Genomic DNA, 17319 nt, shown 5'->3' with positions numbered 1-17319 from the left:
GGGGCTTCCCCCTTTCCTTCTATTAAAAAGGAGGGATCTTGTGGAAACACATGTGAACAAAGTGGCACGAGCCAAATCAAAAGCAGCTTCCCGAACGAAAGAAAAGACGAAAAACGTCAAGTCCAGGGATATGATGACCATCCTGTTGTTTATCGCACCAGCCTTCATCGTTTATGCCGTCTATGTCCTTTATCCGATTTTTTCTACTTTCCAATATAGTTTGTATGAATGGGACGGTATGAGTGAGATGGTGTTCGTCGGTTTGCAGAACTATGTCCAGCTGTTCCAGGATCCGGTGTTCTGGACGTCGTTGACGAATAATACGTGGGTCGTTCTCGTTTCCGTATTCGTCCAAATTCCACTCGGTCTGTTAATGGCTTTGATGCTGTTTGCTCCGGTCAAAGGCATCCGCTTCATGAGCAGCGTTTACTTCTTTCCTTTCCTCATGTCGACGGTCGCCATCGGTCTCTTGTGGGTGCTCATGTTCGATCCGATTAATGGTATCGTCAATAATATCGTGTCCCTCTTCGGTGTAGAAAACGTCGCCTGGCTCAGTCAAGCTGACACCGCCATGTTCGCCGTCCTGCTTGTTGTCGTCTGGCAGTTCGCCCCTTTCTATATGATTCTCTTCAAAGCGGCGATCGTCGGTATTCCGGAAGACCTGTATGAAGCAGCCAAGATGGACGGAGCGAACGCTCTACATAAGTTCATCCATATCACGCTGCCGATGCTGATGCCGACTATTGTGAGCAGCTCTATTCTCGCTATCGTCGGTTCCCTGAAGGCGTTTGATATCTTCTATATCATGACAGGCGGCGGCCCGAACCATGGGACCGAGCTGATGGGCACCTATATGTTCAAACAGGCTTTCGTCAATTTCAATATGGGGTATGCGAGTGCGATCGCCTTCCTGATGTTTTTCATCGCTTTGATTGTGACCATCATCATTCAGATGCTTGATTTCTATCGTAAAAAGAAAGGAGCACTGCTATGACAGCGACATTCAAGCGCATTCCGTTATATGTCTTTGCCATTCTTCTGCTCGTCTTCACCGGCTTTCCGTTCCTGTATATGATTTCGACGGCATTGAAGACGCAGGCCGATTTCTTTGAAAAGCCGTTTGCCTTCTTTTCTTCCTTCAACTTAGAGAACTTCGCCGCCGTGTTTGAAATGGGGCTGACCCGTTACTTCTTCAACAGTATTCTGATTTCCGTGCTTGCTGTCGGCATCGTCATGTTCATTGCAGCACTCGCGAGTTATCCGCTGAGCCGGATGAAATTCAAATTCAACCGCGTTCTGTTCCTGCTTTTCATCTCCGGGATGATGCTGCCGATCCATGCGACGCTGATCCCGATTTTCAAGTTTACGGAAAACATCGGCCTATATGATACGATCTGGGCGCTGCTCGGACCGTATATCGCCTTTAGTCTGCCGATATCGATCTTCATCCTGACACAATTCATGCAGGAAATTCCGAAATCGCTCGAAGAAGCAGCGAAGATGGATGGGTGTACCCACTTCGGCGTCTTCTGGCGGGTGATTTTGCCGATGCTGACTCCGGCATTGATGACGGTGCTGATCTACAACTTCATCCACTTATGGAATGAGTTCATCTTTGCCCTTGTGCTGATCTCAAGTCCCGAGAACATGACGCTCCCGCTTGGTCTCCAAGACTTTAAAGGAGAATTCTCCGTCAACGTCCCCGGCTTGATGGCAGCCCTTACCCTTGCCAGTCTTCCGATCCTGATCGTGTACTTATTCTCACAGGAGAAAGTCGTGAAGGGACTTGCTGGCGGGGCCGTGAAAGAATAATAGAGAGAAAGAAGAGGTGGAAGAAATGACAATTCGCGCAGGAATAATCGGTTGTGGAACGATCAGCGATATTTATTTGAAAAATAGTCAGGAATTTGCGAGCTTCGATATCATCGCTTGTGCCGATGTCGATCTGGACCGCGCTCGTGAGAAAGCAGAGGCTTACGGCGTCGAGCGCGCCCTCACGGTAACGGAGCTGTTGGAGGACGAAGCGGTCGACGTCGTCATCAATCTGACACCGCCGCTCGTTCATAAGGAAATTACGATGGGAGCGCTTCGAAACGGGAAGCACGTTTACAGCGAAAAGCCCCTTGCCGTCACATTAGAAGACGGAAGAGAAATCCTCGCCTTTGCGGAAGAACAGAATTTGAAGGTGGGTGTCGCTCCGGATACGTTCCTAGGTGCAGGCCTCCAGACTTGTCAGGGGCTTATGGAGAAAGGAGCGATCGGTATTCCATTGTCCGGCCTCGCTTTCATGATGAATCTTGGTCCGGAACGCTGGCACCACCATCCGGAGTTCTTTTACCAGAAAGGAGGAGGGCCGCTGTTTGATATGGGACCTTACTATTTGACTGCCCTTATCCAGCTGCTCGGTCCGATTAAGTCCATTATGGCTGTCGCGACGACAAGCCCCGCGGAACGTGCAATTGCAAGTGGTCCGAAGGAGGGGACAGTCCTTTCTGTCGAAACCCCAACCCACTATTCCGGTATCCTCGAAATGGAACAGGGGGCTCTTGTCACCTTAACGATGAGCTTCGATGCAGCACCGGCGGAAGGCTCGCTGATCGAGCTTTACGGAACAGAAGGGGCTTTGAAAGTGCCGGACCCGAACACGTTCGGGGGCCCTGTTTCCTATAAGAAACGCGGGGAAGATGTCTGGCAGGAAGTCTCCGTTCCATCGGTCTATTCAGAGAACAGCCGCGGAATCGGTCTTGCCGATATGGCGGAGGCGATCAAGCACGGGACGCCGTTCCGAACGCATGGGTCTCTTGCCTATCATGTCCTGGAAGCGATGCATGCCTTCCATACTTCTTCTGATTCCGGAAAGAAGGTGGACCTTACAAGTACGGTGACTCCGTCGCCGCTCCGTGAAGATAGTTATCAAATGAGTGAAAGGATGAATCAATCATGAATAAGATCAGAGTTGGAGTCATCGGCTGCGGCAGTATTGCACAAAAGCGCCACCTGCTGGAATATAAAACGAATCCGAATGTAGAAATCGCTGCGGTCTGTGATGTCATCAACGACCGGGCGCTGGCTGTAGCAGAATCATACGGCGCCGAGGCGTTCTTCGATTACAGAGAACTGTTGAAGCGGGCGGATATAGATGCAGTCAGCGTCTGCCTCCCGAATGCTCTGCATGCCCCTGTAACCATTGCTGCCCTGGAAGCGAAGAAGCATGTCCTCTGTGAAAAGCCGATGGCTGTATCTAGCGAGGAAGCACAGGCGATGATCACCGCTGCCGAAGCAAACGGGAAGAAGCTGATGGTCGCTCATAACCAGCGCTTCGTCGCTTCGCACCAGAAAGCGAAGCAGATGCTTGAGGACGGAGAGCTCGGCAGAATCTACAGCTTCCGGACGACCTTCGGCCACGGTGGTCCGGAAAATTGGAGCATCGACGGCGCAGACAGCTGGTTCTTCGATAAAGAGAAAGCGTTCGTCGGCGCGATGGGGGACCTCGGCGTCCATAAAGCGGACCTGATCCGCTACCTGCTCGGTGAAGTCGATGAAATAAGTGCATTCGTCCAGACGACTGCCAAAGAGAACACCGAAGTGGATGATAACGCCGTCTGTATCCTGAAGATGGACAGTGGTATCATCGGGACACTGACTGCCAGCTGGTCCTACGTTGCCGGCGGGGACAATGCTACCGTCTTATACGGCGAGAAGGGGGTCATGGAGCTTGAGAACGACCCGGACTATTCCTTCCGAATCCGCTACAAGACCGGAGAAGTCCTGAACTTCGAACTGGATAAAATCCAGACGAATGAGGAAGGCGGTCAGACGACGACCCATGTAATCGATCATTTCGTTGACTCCATCCTTCATGATCGTGAACCTTTGATTACCGGGGAAGAAGGTAGAAAATCATTAGAAGTGATCCTGTCCGCCCTGGAAGCGAGTGAGACGGGAAAAGTGGTGAAAGTGACCACTCCCGTACCAGTTAAATAATTCGTTCCAACCTTCTTATCGTCACCCTGTCATGGGGTGGCTTTTTTTATTTTCCACCCGATCCCTGGAAAATTTATTAAAATGAAGGATAAGCGATTGTCATGAGAGGCTCTGTACAGTAAAGGGTAGTACGTTCAGGAACGTGTGAACCAATCACCCTGCGCAATTTTTTCTACACGTCCTCCAATGGTTGCTGTAATTTTATCATTTATTTTCTCTGCTCTTAAATACAATAAAGAAGGCCTGTTGATCTCGTATCCTTGTTCCGTACGAATATTAATCTTGTCTTCATTAAAATACCTGTATTTCACTAAGTAAGAAGCTAGACTTCCATTTGAACTCCCGGTAGCTGCGTCTTCCGGAATCCCATAATAATCAGCAAAATCCCGGACGTTCAAATGATTATCGGGACTGTAAGTTTCAGAAGAGAATACCATAATTGCCTTGGCGTCAGTTTGTTTAATTAATTCATAGTATTTATTTTTATTTAATCGGACACTCCTTACGGCTTCCAGTGAAAGTAAGGGTACGATAATTATAGGAAGTCCTGTAGACACTTCTTGAATTGGAAATCGATGATCGATACATGTTTGGTTAATAGTTAAAACAGCCGCAATTTCTTCTCTGTTTAATATGCGGCCAAAAGCAGGTTCATTTAAGTTCATCCAATAAATTTGTTTTCCCTCATCGAACATAATGGGGGTTTGTCCAGATATAAAATTTAATGTGATATCTTTTTTGGTTTCGTTTAATATTTCTCTTTGGATGATGTACGCAGTACCCAATGCTGGATGCCCGGCAAAGGGTACCTCTTCATTAGGGGTGAAAATACGAACATCATATCCCCCGTTTATTCTGGTAGAAGACAATAGGAAAGAGGTCTCTGAAAAATTAATCTCTTTTGCTATTTGCTGCATCTCATCAGAAGACAGATTTTCAGCATTGCGAAAAACTGCCAGTTGGTTTCCGGTGTACTTCCCTTGTGAAAAAACATCCAAGATGGAATAACTTATTTTTTTCATACCTCTACTCTCCTGACTATATGTTTTAATCGTTTCCATAGAATAGTAATTTTACCATGGACATAGGAAAGAAAGGTGGAAAATCCTTTGCTTGGATAAAATAATTAGAATAATTTTCCTGTAAGCTATTTTAGATAAATAAATGTAAACCGATGCGTGAGATAGTATAATGATGATGTTTACCAATTTTGATAATTTATTACATACAGGAGTAGGAGATGGAACGTGTGTGGAATAGTGGAAAAGTCATTGTCACTGGTGCTGCCTCCGGAATCGGAAAGGCAATTGTTAACCATTGTCTTCAGGAACAGACCGCCGTCATTGCTTGTGATATCAAGGAGGACGCATTGTATGATTTGAAACAATCCATGGGAGGTAAGGAACGTCTGTATACCTATCGACTGGATATAAGTAAATATGAAGAGGTGGAGAAGTTCTTTGAGTATGTTACAGAAGAACATCCAGATACGAACGGTTTAGTTAACAATGCCGGCATTTATCTTGCAAAAAACATTATGCAATATGAACCGGAGGAAATAGACCGCGTGCTTGATATCAATATTAAAGGGGCGGTGTATTTTTCCAAGTTCTTCGGTAAATGTCTATTTGAGTCGAAGCGGAGAGGATCGATCGTCAACCTGTCGAGTGTATCCGCTTTGGACGGCAGCACGGATGCCATTTACGGTCTCTCGAAAGCCGCTTTGATCGGCTTAACAAAAAGCTGTGCGATCAATTACTCTCCGTACATCCGGGTTAACGCAGTTGCCCCGACCATCGTTCAGACACCGATGATGAGTCAAATCCCTGCATGGAGAGTGGAGGAGTATTTGGCAAATGAACTGATTGATACGCCGGTTCTTCCTGAGGATGTGGCAGATACGGTCGTTTTTCTTTTGTCGGAGAAGGCCAAGCACTATACTGGTGCGACGTTCGATCTGAACAATGGCGGCTATTTGAGATAAGGAGGATGAAGGTGAAAGAATTGGTTTCCAAACAGGAGATTATCGCTGCTTTTCCCGTCATGAAACAGCTCCGGACTCATCTTACCGAATCCGCTTACCTCGATTTGGTGACAGAAGCGCAGCGAGTGGACCGCTACCGTCTTTTTGCGTGGATGGAAGACGAAAAGCTCGTGGCCGTTGCGGGAGTGAAACCGATGACGACACTCTACTATGGACGATTCGTGTGGGTGTGTGACTTGGTGACGGACGAAAAGCACCGTTCGAAAGGCTGTGGCGAGAAGCTGTTAAACGCCGTCCATCACTGGGCTGTTGGAGAAGGGTATGAGAGTGTGGCTCTTTCATCCGGTCTCCAGCGCAAAGACGCCCACCGGTTTTACATGGATAAGATGGGGTATGATCAAGTTAGTTTTGTATTTAAGAGGTCTCTGTCTTAATTGTTTTTCTTTGACATCTTCCTGACTCATATCCTTTGTAAGATGAACCTGTAACACAAATATTGTTTACAGGAGGATATCAAATGAAAAACGTATTATCGAAGAAAGCCATTACAGGAGCGCTTGCGCTGGCCATCGCGATTCCGGGTGTCGCCTTTGCTGCCACGTCGGATTCCGAGTCCGGAGAGTCTGCGTTTGAAACCGAAGTCCGCGAGCTTCTCCAGCAGTTTAAGAGTGGGGACATCACCGAAGATGAAGCAGTTGATCAGCTGAAGGAGCAGGGATTCCATCGGGGCGGGCACGGCTTTGAGGCGCTGGATGAAGAGACGAAAGCGAAAGTCGACGCCATCCGCGATCAGGTGGAAGCAGGTGAGATGACGGAAGAGGAAGCGAGAGATCAGATGGAAGAGCTCGGCCTGAAAGGTCCCCATCACGGAAAAGGTGGATTCATGGAGAACTTAACCGATGAGCAGAAGCAGGTGATGGAGGAGGTACGCGATCAAGTGGAAGCCGGCACGATGACGAAAGAGGAGGCAGACGCCCGTTTGGAAGAAGCGGGAATAGACCTGCCAGACCGCCCGGATATGCAGGATGGAACGGATCCTGATGAAACGGAAGTCTCCCAGACGACAGCCTTGTGAACGCAGCTTGGAAGACCTTCTCGAAAAGAGAGGGTCTTTTTTCTATATACCAAATCCATAATGGGACAGGGCATTGTATCATAGAGTAACTATTGATGAATGTCATATATTTTGGAATAATTGGAAGTAGTTAATAAGAAAGGGGTGTGAAAGGAAGAGATGAAACGAACCATGTCACGAATATCGATTTGCTTATTTGCTCTCAGCCTTATTTTGTATATTGTCATGCTGCTTGGGAACGACGCTTACCTTCTTATCAGTGTCGTACTTGCGGTCTTCGGGTTGATTGCAGGAGCGTTCTCTGAGAAGGGGCTCTACAAGCGCATCGGTTTGATCGGGAACGGGGCTTTAGTAGTCGTGACGCTCGTTATCCCCATCACTGTCACAACCTTCTTCTGGAACACGCCGTGAAAAAGGAGATCATGATACAGCGGTCTATCCCTTTGTTGACAGCCGCAGCTCTCCTTTTCCACAGCGTCCAGCTGGGTGTTCATCTACCGGATCTGCCGAGGAACATCCCCATCCACTTCACCAATACTGTTCCCGATCAATGGGGGTCCAAGTACTTCCTGTTCCTTCTTCCGGTCATCGGTATCCTCAGCTGGCGGTTGATCGGTCTGTTAAAACGCCGGCCGGAGAAGCTGAATTACATCAATCTAACCGAGAAAAACAAAAAGATACAATACGAACGGGCCGTTCTCTTCCTCGTCGTAATTCAAAATACGATTCTTCTCATTGTTCTGTCCGCAAATCAGGATTTCCTGATGCAGGCGGCAGGAAGAGAGGTTTCTTTTTATTTCTATACAGCCATCGGTTTAATGGCTGCGCTGTTCTTTGTCTGCATGTATCAATTGTTCTGGGCTGCATTATTACGGGAATGAACTTATACGTCGTCCCTTTCTTCATAAGGGGCTTTCCGGTGAGTGTCTATGTCAGGAAGGGTGCTCCGGTTGTTCCGACCTTCGTAAACGTCGTCAAGCGGCGTGTAAGCCTCGCCTTCGGAAACTTTTTTCTTCGTCAGCTTTCGGATGAAGCTGATGAGCAGCAAAACGGCCATCAGGATTATAAGGACAGTAGCGATAGAACATTCCTCCTTTATCTATTATATACTGTAACAAAAGGGTAGCAGCGGTGGAAAGGGGAGAGACCTTGCGTAACGTAGAAGTCACCAGTTACAACGAAGCATGGCCGGCAATGTTCGAAAAAGAAGCGGATTCGCTCCGGAAGATTTTCGGGGAAGTGGTCCCGGCTATTCATCATATTGGCAGTACGGCAGTCCCTGGTCTGCATGCGAAGCCGGTCATTGATATCCTACCGGTCGTAACCGACATTTTCGTTGTCGATACATACGAAGAGAAAATGGCGGCCCATGGTTATGAAGCAAAAGGGGAAAACGGGATCGCCGGCCGGCGCTTCTTTCAAAAGGGCGGGGACGACCGGACCCACCATGTCCACGTGTTTCCGAAGGGCAGCAGCGAAATCGTCCGCCATCTCGCTTTTCGTGATTATTTACGCGCGCACAAGCGGGCGAGAGAAAAATACGGGCGCTTGAAAGCGGAGCTTGCCGTCAGGTTCCCCGAGGATATTGATGCCTATATTGCAGGAAAGAACAACGTTGTTAAAGAGATAGAAAAGCAAGCAATGATTTGGTATCGAACGAAGGCCGGGAGACGGTGATCTCCCGGCTTATTTTTTTGAAAATAAAAAATGTGACACCGTGTCACTTTTTAGTTGACTATTCGAATCAAGGGGAGTAATATACATACTATCAGTTGGATGTGACACCGTGTCACATTGTGGGGGAAAGCATACTATGCCGAAACAAACATTCTTCAATTTACCAGAAGAGAAGCAGGAAGCGCTGATGAAGGCAGCGCGTGCCGAGTTTTCTAGAGCACCGCTTCACGATGCTTCGATTTCCAACATCATTAAAGGATGCGGAGTATCCAGAGGCAGTTTTTATCAGTATTTCGAGGATAAGGAGGACGTGTTCTTCTATCTGTTGAAACAGCACTCGAAAGAGAGGCAGGCTTTGTTCATTTCTTATCTGCAGCAGACAGAAGGGAACATATTCGAAGCGATGACGAATTTGTTCCACCAGACGCTGGATGAGTTTGAAGAGGAAGAGAACCGCTTGTTCTTCAAGCACGTGTTTCTGAACATGAATCACAAAGTGCAGAATACGTTTACGAATGGGGAAACAAGGGATCGATTCCTTACTTACTTGAATGATATCCGGCAGTATATCGATGAGAGTCTGCTGGATGTAAGAAATGAAGAAGAATTGTACCATGCTATCCATCTCGTTCGTGTGGTGATGTTCAATAATATGATCCGGCATTTTGCGAAAGGTTTATCAAAAGAGAAAGCGATGGAGCAGTTTGCGATCGAGCTCAGGCTTCTGAAGCGCGGCTTGTCCATCAGGAATGAGGAGGAATAAGTATGGCTGAACAAACACAGCAAGTAGAGAAACAGCCGATCAACCGCATAGCGATCGTATCGGTACTGTTAGTCAGTGCGTTTGTGGCAATATTAAATCAGACGTTGTTGAACACGGCGCTGCCGAATATTATGGAAACATTGAATGTTACCGCTAATACATCCCAGTGGTTGATGACGGGATTCATGCTCGTCAACGGGGTAATGATTCCGATCACTGCCTTTTTAATAGGAAAGTTCACGACGAGACGCTTGTTCTTTACAGCGATGACGCTGTTTACGATTGGTACCGTCGTAGCGGCAGCTGCACCTAACTTCTCGGTGCTGCTTATCGGCCGTTTGATTCAGGCGAGCGGTGCCGGTATTATGATGCCGCTTATGCAGACTGTTATGTTGATGATTTTCCCAGTCGAGAAGCGGGGGACGGTCATGGGGATGGCGGGACTTGTCATCGCCTTCGGTCCGGCAATCGGGCCGACATTGTCCGGGTATCTCGTCGAAGAATATTCCTGGAGAACACCGTTTCTCATTATTATTCCGATTGCCATCGGAGCCATCATCTTCGGTGCCTTTGCGCTTAAGAACGTAACGGAACAGACGAACCCGACGATCGATGTGCTGTCCATTATCCTGTCTACCTTCGGATTCGGCGGTCTGCTTTACGGATTCAGCAGCGCCGGTAATGACGGCTGGTCCAGTCCGAACGTGTATATTACGTTGATTATCGGTGTCGTCGCCCTTGCGTCGTTCATCATCCGTCAGTTCCGTTTGGAAACACCGATCCTAGAGTTCCGTGTGTTCGGTAACAAAATTTACGCCCTTGCCGCTGTCATCACGATGATCGTCATGATGTCCATGCTCGGTGCAGAATTGCTCCTGCCGATCTACATGCAGACGATGCGCGGATTCACAGCACTTGAATCTGGTCTGATGCTGCTTCCGGGAGCGCTCGTCATGGGAATCATGTCTCCCATCACCGGAAGGATTTTTGATAAGATCGGAGCACGCTGGCTGGCGATTACCGGACTTACCATCATCGCATCAATGACGTACGTCTTCTCCAACTTGACGGCGGACACGAGTTACAGCTTCATCGTGACAATCTATGCGATCCGCATGATGGGTGTCGCAATGGTTATGATGCCGGTATCTACAGCAGGGTTGAACCAGTTGTCTAAAGAGTGGATCCCGCATGGTACAGCGATGAACAACACGCTTCGTACCATCGCAGGTTCCATCGGTACGGCACTGCTTGTAACAGTGATGACGAATGCGTCCAAAGACTATACGCCGTCTGCTGGTGAACAGCCGCAGAACATTATGTCCAATGCCCTTATCCACGGCATTGATGTAGCGTTCCTTGTCGCAACCATCATTGCGATAGTCGGGCTACTGTTGTCCTTCTTCATCAAAGGAAAGCCGAAGAAAGAAAAGAAAGTGCCTGCTGCGGAAACGAAGGCAGAGCCGGCCTTGCAGACAAACTAACCAGAAACGAAATCCTCTCACAACCGTGAGGGGATTTTTTTGTTTATGCCGGCCCACATAGCCTGCCTTTTTTAACACACACTAGAAGAATATAACGGAATTAGAAAGGTGAGGGCTATGTGGACAGCAGCGTTCTGGGGAGGAGTCGCAGGATCGGCGGTATTTATCGGCTCGCTAGTCGGCCTCTTTTTCACCATGAAGAAGAGTTGGATCGGGGCCATCATGGCATTCGGTACCGGCGTTTTGATCGGTGCTGCTTCGTTTGAACTCCTGCTTGATTCGATTCATGAAGGAGGACTAAAAACAACGACGCTTGGATTTCTCGGCGGAGCCCTGCTGTTTACGATCGTTGAATTTGTCCTTGCAAGAAAAGGCGGGAAAGAGCGTAAGCGTTCCCGTGAGAATCCTCAAGGATCCTCCGGGATGGCGATCTTCTTCGGTACGATCATCGATGCCATTCCAGAGTCCGTCATCATCGGCGTCAGTCTGCTCGAAGGAGGCGGAGTGAGCTGGCTCCTCGTCATCGCCATCTTCATCAGTAATTTTCCAGAGGGCCTCTCTTCCAGCGTCGGATTGAAAAAGGATGGTTACTCTAATCGGAAGATCCTGTTTTTATGGGGGGTCGTCCTCGTGTTATCTGCGCTTAGTTCCCTGACCGGTTATGTTTTTCTTGAAGGTGCCTCGGACGGGCTGATCGCCTTCATCGGAGCGTTCGCGGCCGGAGGGGTCATTGCGATGGTGACGGCTGCCATGATGCCGGAAGCGTATGAGGAAGGCGGCGCTGCCGTCGGTTTTATCGCCTCGGTCGGTTTATTGTGTTCCTTGATTCTCACGCACTTTCAGTAAGAATAGCCAAACTATGAGTAAGGAGGGAATACCATGGAATCTGTGTTAGCGTTCCTTACAAGGACGGATGTGTATGTAGGTATCGTTGTCTTGATTCTGTTTCCGGTTTTTGCGACGAAAGCGGCCCATGGTATTGTCGACTTGCGGCGAAAGGCACGAGGGACTAGGACAACGTACGAGAAAGAACAGGAGAGAGAACCAATTGGAGACCTTCTTAAAGAGAATAAAAAGAAAATAGATGACCGGATCGGGATGAATGCAGACATTACAACACGTAACTTCAAGCTAGGGGAAGACGGCCCATCTAGTGCCCTTATCCATATCGACGGTCTTGTGAACGTGGAGGAAATCAATAATTTTGTTTTGAAACCGCTGATGTCAGATGGTGCAGGTAAGCGGAAGCATTGGAGAAAAGATGCGTTGAAGCAGCATCTGCTTGACCACGTGATCAGTGTAGCCGGGATTAAAGAAGTGGAAGATATCGAGAGCGGCATCAAGGGAGTCATGACCGGGTCGGCGTTGTTGCTTGTGGACGGCGTGGAGGTCGGGATTGTTCTTGATGTGAAAGGGTGGAAGTCAAGAGCGATTGAAGAGCCGCCTACAGAAGCGCTTGTCCGCGGGCCTCGTATCGGGTTCATCGAAAACATTCGTGACAATACCTCTATCCTGAGGAGACTAACGAATGACCCGAACTTGACTATCCTTAATTTTGAAATAGGCGATCGGTCAAAAAAGGATTTGGCCATCGTCTATATCAAAGATATTGCAAACGAAGAGCTGCTTCAGGAAGTCATCCAGCGAGTGAAGAATATCGACATCGATGATGCACTTGAATCGGGTTACATTGAGCAGCTCATCGAAGATAATTATTTATCCATCTTTCCACAGGTGCAGGCGACGGAGCGCCCGGATCGGGTGATGGGAGGTTTACTGGAAGGGCGGATCTCTATTCTTCTTGACGGAACACCGTACGCGTTAATCGTGCCGGCGACGTTCGCTATGATGATACAGTCTCCGGAGGATTATTATGAGCGCTGGATTCCAATGTCCCTGATTCGGATGCTAAGATATTTTGCTGCTATCTTAAGCATTTTTCTGCCGTCGTTTTATGTCGCCTTCATTTCCTTTCATCAAGGAATGATTCCGACAGAGCTCGCTCTTGCCATTGCCAGCACGCGGATAGGGGTCCCTTTTCCGACGATCATTGAAGCGCTCTTAATGGAACTTGCCATCGAAATGCTGAGAGAAGCGGGCCTGCGCCTTCCGCGTCCGGTGGGGCAGACGATCGGGCTTGTCGGTGCCATCATCATCGGGGAAGCGGCCGTTCAGGCGGGACTCGTCAGCCCCATTATGGTCATCGTTGTTGCCACGACGGCGATTGCCTCCTTTGTTTCGCCTCAATACGGGATGGGAGTCGCACTTCGGGTGCTGCGCTTTGTTGCCATGTTCTTTGCTGCCTTTCTAGGTTTATATGGGATCATTTTGTTTTTCCTGCTTCTATGTATTCACGTCGTCAAACTGCGGAGCTTCGGTGTACCGTACGTTACACCGGCAACGATTTACAATTGGAGCGAAGTGAAAGATTTCATTTTCCGACTGCCTCTGTTCGTTATGAAACAAAGACCGAAGGAGTTTTTTCCAAAAGAGCGAACGCGCCGGAAGTTTTAAAAGGAGTACGGGTCTATGAATACAGGTTCAGATAAATTAACGACACCTCAGACTATTGCGCTGCTCGGCTCGATGCTTGTTGCTGTCGGTATTTTCACGCTGCCCCGGGCATTGGCGGAGAAAGTGAATACGCCGGATGTGTGGATACCGATCTTGATTGGTGGAGGTATTACTCTGGGCGCCGGATTTTTGATCATTGTCCTCAGTCTGCGTTTTCCAGAAAAGCATTTCTTTCAGTACAATCAAATCATTACGGGCAGGTTCATCGGAACACTCATCAGTCTTTTATTTATTTCCTATACGATTACTCTGGCTGCTTATGAAATCCGTGCGATGGCGGAGCTTACTCAATTTTACCTACTCGAGGATACGCCGCTTTCTGTCATTATGATCAGCATGCTGCTTGTCGGTATTTATTTGTCGGTCGGAGGAATCAATCCCATTGCGCGGATGTTCGAGTTTCTCTATCCTGTATCCATTTTCTTCTTTCTTATGATCATCTTGCTCGGTCTGAAGATATTCCATATCGACAACTTACGCCCTGTTCTCGGACAGGGAATCGGTCCTGTGCTGGAAGGTATATCCCCGACGCTGTTGACGTTCAGCGGTGTGGAATTCATGCTCGTTTGGATTGCTCTCATGAAGATGCCGAAGAAAGCGTTCCAGGTCGTCGGCTGGGGTGTCGGCGTGACGGTTCTTCTTTATTTAGTCACGGTCGTCGTCGTTGTCGGTGCGCTGTCTATCGATCGAACAAAAATCGATACATGGCCCACGTTCTCTTTAATTCAGCAGTACGAATATACAGGGGTGTTCTTCGAGCGATTCGACGCCGTCTTTCTCGTCGTCTGGTTGATTCAAATCTTTGCGACGTATATCGCCTGCCACTATATTGCCGCAACCGGCCTGGCGTTCACATTTAAAACCAAATATAAAAAGGTATGCTATCTTCTGCTTCCTGTCGTTTATTTGATTGCGCTGATTCCGGAAGATTATAATCAGATGGCTGTGATGGGGGATTACATCGGCTATTCGAGCATTGTTTTCTCGATGGCTATTCCAGCTTTACTTTTGGGGATTGCTGTTATCAGAAAGCAGAAGGGAAGCGGATGATATGAAGACCACCTATCGTCTTTTGTCTATACTTTTAGCTTTCATTGTGCTGGCTGGGTGCTGGGATAACAAGGATATTGAAGAGCTGTCATTCATTCTTGGAGCTGCTTTCGATAAATCCGAAGATGAAGAGAATCCGATTGAATACACCGGCCAACTGGCAACTTTACAAAATGAAAACGTCGGGCCTTCCAATTTGCCGCCCTTTCATAATTTCACGTTAACAGGAGATTCCATACACGAGATTATCCGTGAACTAGCCATGGAAGAACCGAATCCTTTATATACAAACCATCTAAAGGTCATCATCCTGCAGGAAAACCTGCTTGAGGCTTACCCGATGTCATCGATTCTTAACCAAGTGACGAGGGATAACGTTTCTCGTATGAGTCCGCGGATGTTCCTGACCAGGGAGTCGGGGAAAGAGGTGTTGTCTGTGGAAGGGAATGCAGATATACCAAGTACTTATCTAAGGGAATTGACGAACAACCATACGCGGACGACCGGACTTCTTCCTTCGGTCCGTCTTGGTGATGCCGTCACCTACTTGTCAACCAAATCCAGTTTTCTGATGCCGAATGTAGAACTTGTGAACAATGATATCAAGCTGAATGGAGCAGGTATTATTAAAGGAAGGACACAGAAATACGCAGGCCATCTCGATCAGTCAGATGTGGAAGGTGTGAATTGGATTAAAGGACAGGCGACCGGCGGGGTTGTAAAGATGAAAAATGACGATGGGGTCGTCACCGTGTACGAGCTTCAGACGTTGGATACGAAGGTAATACCTAAATGGAGCGGTGGAACACTCTCCTTCCAGGTGAACGTTACCTCATCCGGTTGGATCACCGAAGATTGGTCGCAGGAAGGAGACTCTTTCGAATCTGCCCAGCTTGAAAAAGTAGAAAAGGAGACCTCTAAAGAAGTGACCAGGATGATGGAAGATGTGATGAAGAAGCTTCAGGAGGAATACGCGGCGGATGTCGTCGGTTTCCACGAACGTTTCCGGATAGCCTATCCGAAAGAATGGGAACGGGTAAAAGGAGAATGGGATGAGCTGTTCGCAGAAGCGGATGTCACGTTCGATGTAGATATTACTGTAACTGGATTCGGTTCAGAGGGGACGAAGTAGGTCGGTGCATATAGACACCGGCCTTTTTCTGCTGCTATTCGTCAACAAACGAGCCGTCAGCATTGAAATAATTTCCACGAATGTTTAGTATGAGGGCATTAATGACTTTAGCAAGCCATCCAGTTAGGAGATGTACTATGCCGCAGCTAACCAACTACTTGTATCTATTTTATTCATTTGTCTTCCTTTTGAATATCATCCACGTATTCTGGCAGAATGCCGTACTTTACACAGGCATCGGTATCCTTGCGATCATCATGATTGCCATCAGCTTTCCACGTGCTGATAAGGTTTTCAAGATTCTTGGTACCGTTCTGATTGCTGCCGGTACCTTTTTCTACTTTTCAAGCGATTCGGGCCTTCGGGATATTCCGGATGCTTTCGCAGGAAATATCAGCCTTCTGTTCCTCGTCTCTATGCTTCCTTGGATGAACAGCGCCGTGAAGGCAGGTCGCTACAATACACTGTTGAAGTCTTTGATCGGAAACAAAGACCGTCGTCTCAGTAAGCTTTACGGACGCAGCGAGCTGACAATGGTGTCGCTTGCTGCTTTCCTGAACTTATCCTCTGCGACCGTTTCCCAGGATTTGTTGAAAGAAAAGTTGAAAAACGTCCCTACGAACGTACGTAATAATTTTGTAGCGATGGTGACATTGAGAGGCTATTCTCTCGCCCTGTTATGGAGTCCGCTTGAGATTCTATTGGCAACCGCTATTTTCATAACAGGAGCCAATTATCTGGCAGTCCTCCCGTGGATGATCGCGATTTCTATTATAGGGATCCTGCTCGACTCGGCGTTTGCGAGGTTCTTGTTCCGGAACGAATCCTTACCGGAAGAAGATACGGCCAAGAACATTCCGATGGATAAAAAGAAATTCTTTCAGTTCATAGCCGCCCTGGCCCTGTTTCTAGGAGTCGTCGTTTTCCTAGGCAATGTCATCCAACTCGATTTCCTGTTCTCTGTGACGATTTCCATCTTTCCTTTCGCGTTTTTATGGGCAGTGGTGATCCATAGAAGAAGGAGTTTCTTCCACATCGGATGGCCGACGTGGAAGTGGAATACGAACAGGCTCGACAATTTTATCGTTCTGCTTGTTACGCTGTCCTTTTTAACAGAGACGCTGACGGCATCGCCTTACCTGCAATACATACAGGATCCGATCATTGCTTTGGAAGGCCGGCCGATTTTGATTATGTTCTTCATACAGGCGGCATTCCTGTTCATCACACTGCTTGGTGTTCACCCGATTGCAACGATGGGGATCTTCGGTGGAATAAGCGGACTCCTGCTGGGAGCGTTCCCTCCGGTCACGCTCGTCATTCTCCTCTCCAGCTGTGCCATCGCGACCGTCCCGTCTGCACCTTATGGACTTATTGTCACGATCACATCCGTCGCCTTGAAGCGGAATCCATATCAAATTGTGCTTCGGAATCTGCCCTATACGATCGGTCTCGGATTTGTCGGGATAGGAGTTTCCCTGCTGTCCATGCTTTTCTATTAATTTTTTACATAAATTACTAGTTTAGCAGCTGGAGATTTTGGATACATTGGTAGATAGGAACCAATCAATGTGCTGTTTCATTACCGTATCAGTT

At 48.0% G+C, this 17319-nt stretch carries 19 protein-coding genes; 18 read left to right on the top strand and 1 reads right to left on the bottom strand.

The features are described 5' to 3' along the window. Positions 1-40 precede the first annotated feature (40 nt). Genes QRD89_RS15335 through QRD89_RS15320 form a run of 4 tightly spaced genes read left to right on the top strand, consistent with a single transcriptional unit; the run spans position 41 to position 3984 of the window. Positions 41-994, top strand: a complete 954-nt coding sequence (locus QRD89_RS15335) for a carbohydrate ABC transporter permease (protein WP_008633264.1) — start codon at positions 41-43, stop codon at positions 992-994. Next, complete coding sequence (locus QRD89_RS15330) at positions 991-1812, top strand: carbohydrate ABC transporter permease (protein WP_008633261.1); 822 nt, start codon at positions 991-993, stop codon at positions 1810-1812. The genes QRD89_RS15335 and QRD89_RS15330 overlap by 4 nt, the downstream gene beginning before the upstream one ends. A gap of 25 nt (positions 1813-1837) precedes the next feature. Beyond that, entirely contained in the window at positions 1838-2944 is a 1107-nt protein-coding gene (locus tag QRD89_RS15325) for a Gfo/Idh/MocA family protein (RefSeq protein WP_062514453.1), read from the top strand. Beyond that, the gene (locus QRD89_RS15320; RefSeq protein WP_286095645.1) at positions 2941-3984 is read left to right on the top strand and encodes a Gfo/Idh/MocA family protein; all 1044 of its coding nucleotides are present in this window, start codon (positions 2941-2943) and stop codon (positions 3982-3984) included. The genes QRD89_RS15325 and QRD89_RS15320 overlap by 4 nt, the downstream gene beginning before the upstream one ends. A 134-nt stretch (positions 3985-4118) precedes the next feature. On the opposite strand, the gene QRD89_RS15315 is transcribed toward QRD89_RS15320, so the two are convergent. Beyond that, on the bottom strand, positions 4119-5006 hold the full coding sequence (locus QRD89_RS15315) for a PhzF family phenazine biosynthesis protein (RefSeq protein ID WP_286095644.1): 888 nt from the start codon (positions 5004-5006) through the stop codon (positions 4119-4121). Between the two features lie 218 nt (positions 5007-5224). On the opposite strand from QRD89_RS15315, the gene QRD89_RS15310 reads away from it, so the two are divergent. From QRD89_RS15310 to QRD89_RS15245, 14 genes are all read left to right on the top strand, one after another. After that, the gene (locus QRD89_RS15310) at positions 5225-5968 is read left to right on the top strand and encodes an SDR family NAD(P)-dependent oxidoreductase (RefSeq protein ID WP_286095643.1); all 744 of its coding nucleotides are present in this window, start codon (positions 5225-5227) and stop codon (positions 5966-5968) included. 5 nt (positions 5969-5973) lie between these two features. Beyond that, positions 5974-6402, top strand: a complete 429-nt coding sequence (locus QRD89_RS15305) for a GNAT family N-acetyltransferase (protein WP_286095642.1) — start codon at positions 5974-5976, stop codon at positions 6400-6402. 83 nt (positions 6403-6485) lie between these two features. Next, on the top strand, positions 6486-7043 hold the full coding sequence (locus tag QRD89_RS15300; protein ID WP_286095640.1) for a hypothetical protein: 558 nt from the start codon (positions 6486-6488) through the stop codon (positions 7041-7043). 159 nt (positions 7044-7202) lie between these two features. Further along, a complete protein-coding gene (locus QRD89_RS15295) occupies positions 7203-7454 on the top strand; it encodes a hypothetical protein (protein WP_286095639.1) in 252 nt (83 codons plus the stop codon). Positions 7455-7465: 11 nt separating this feature from the next. After that, positions 7466-7924: a DUF1648 domain-containing protein gene (locus QRD89_RS15290; RefSeq protein WP_008633219.1), complete on the top strand. Its 459-nt coding sequence runs from the start codon at positions 7466-7468 to the stop codon at positions 7922-7924. 38 nt (positions 7925-7962) lie between these two features. Further along, complete coding sequence (locus tag QRD89_RS15285) at positions 7963-8169, top strand: hypothetical protein (protein WP_153017417.1); 207 nt, start codon at positions 7963-7965, stop codon at positions 8167-8169. Positions 8170-8192: 23 nt separating this feature from the next. Continuing rightward, complete coding sequence (locus QRD89_RS15280) at positions 8193-8720, top strand: GrpB family protein (protein ID WP_286095638.1); 528 nt, start codon at positions 8193-8195, stop codon at positions 8718-8720. Positions 8721-8856: 136 nt separating this feature from the next. Further along, on the top strand, positions 8857-9483 hold the full coding sequence (locus QRD89_RS15275) for a TetR/AcrR family transcriptional regulator (protein WP_008633207.1): 627 nt from the start codon (positions 8857-8859) through the stop codon (positions 9481-9483). A 2-nt stretch (positions 9484-9485) separates the two neighbouring features. Further along, complete coding sequence (locus QRD89_RS15270) at positions 9486-10967, top strand: DHA2 family efflux MFS transporter permease subunit (RefSeq protein ID WP_008633206.1); 1482 nt, start codon at positions 9486-9488, stop codon at positions 10965-10967. A 117-nt stretch (positions 10968-11084) separates the two neighbouring features. Further along, entirely contained in the window at positions 11085-11813 is a 729-nt protein-coding gene (locus QRD89_RS15265) for a ZIP family metal transporter (RefSeq protein WP_026578116.1), read from the top strand. Positions 11814-11846: 33 nt separating this feature from the next. Further along, positions 11847-13481, top strand: a complete 1635-nt coding sequence (locus tag QRD89_RS15260) for a spore germination protein (RefSeq protein ID WP_062514433.1) — start codon at positions 11847-11849, stop codon at positions 13479-13481. A 15-nt stretch (positions 13482-13496) separates the two neighbouring features. Further along, complete coding sequence (locus QRD89_RS15255; protein WP_008633199.1) at positions 13497-14591, top strand: GerAB/ArcD/ProY family transporter; 1095 nt, start codon at positions 13497-13499, stop codon at positions 14589-14591. A 1-nt stretch (position 14592) separates the two neighbouring features. Further along, positions 14593-15723 carry a Ger(x)C family spore germination protein gene (locus tag QRD89_RS15250; RefSeq protein WP_286095637.1) on the top strand — a complete coding sequence of 377 codons (1131 nt, stop codon included), beginning with the start codon at positions 14593-14595 and terminating at the stop codon, positions 15721-15723. Between the two features lie 137 nt (positions 15724-15860). Further along, positions 15861-17225, top strand: coding sequence for a hypothetical protein (locus QRD89_RS15245; RefSeq protein ID WP_286095636.1), 1365 nt, complete (start codon positions 15861-15863; stop codon positions 17223-17225). The last annotated feature ends 94 nt before the right edge of the window (positions 17226-17319 follow it).

It is taken from the genome of Halobacillus sp. ACCC02827, from assembly GCF_030291935.1.
Classification (GTDB): domain Bacteria; phylum Bacillota; class Bacilli; order Bacillales; family Halobacillaceae; genus Halobacillus.
Note: the sequence above shows the minus strand (reverse complement) of the source record. Positions and strands in the feature narration are given on the sequence as shown.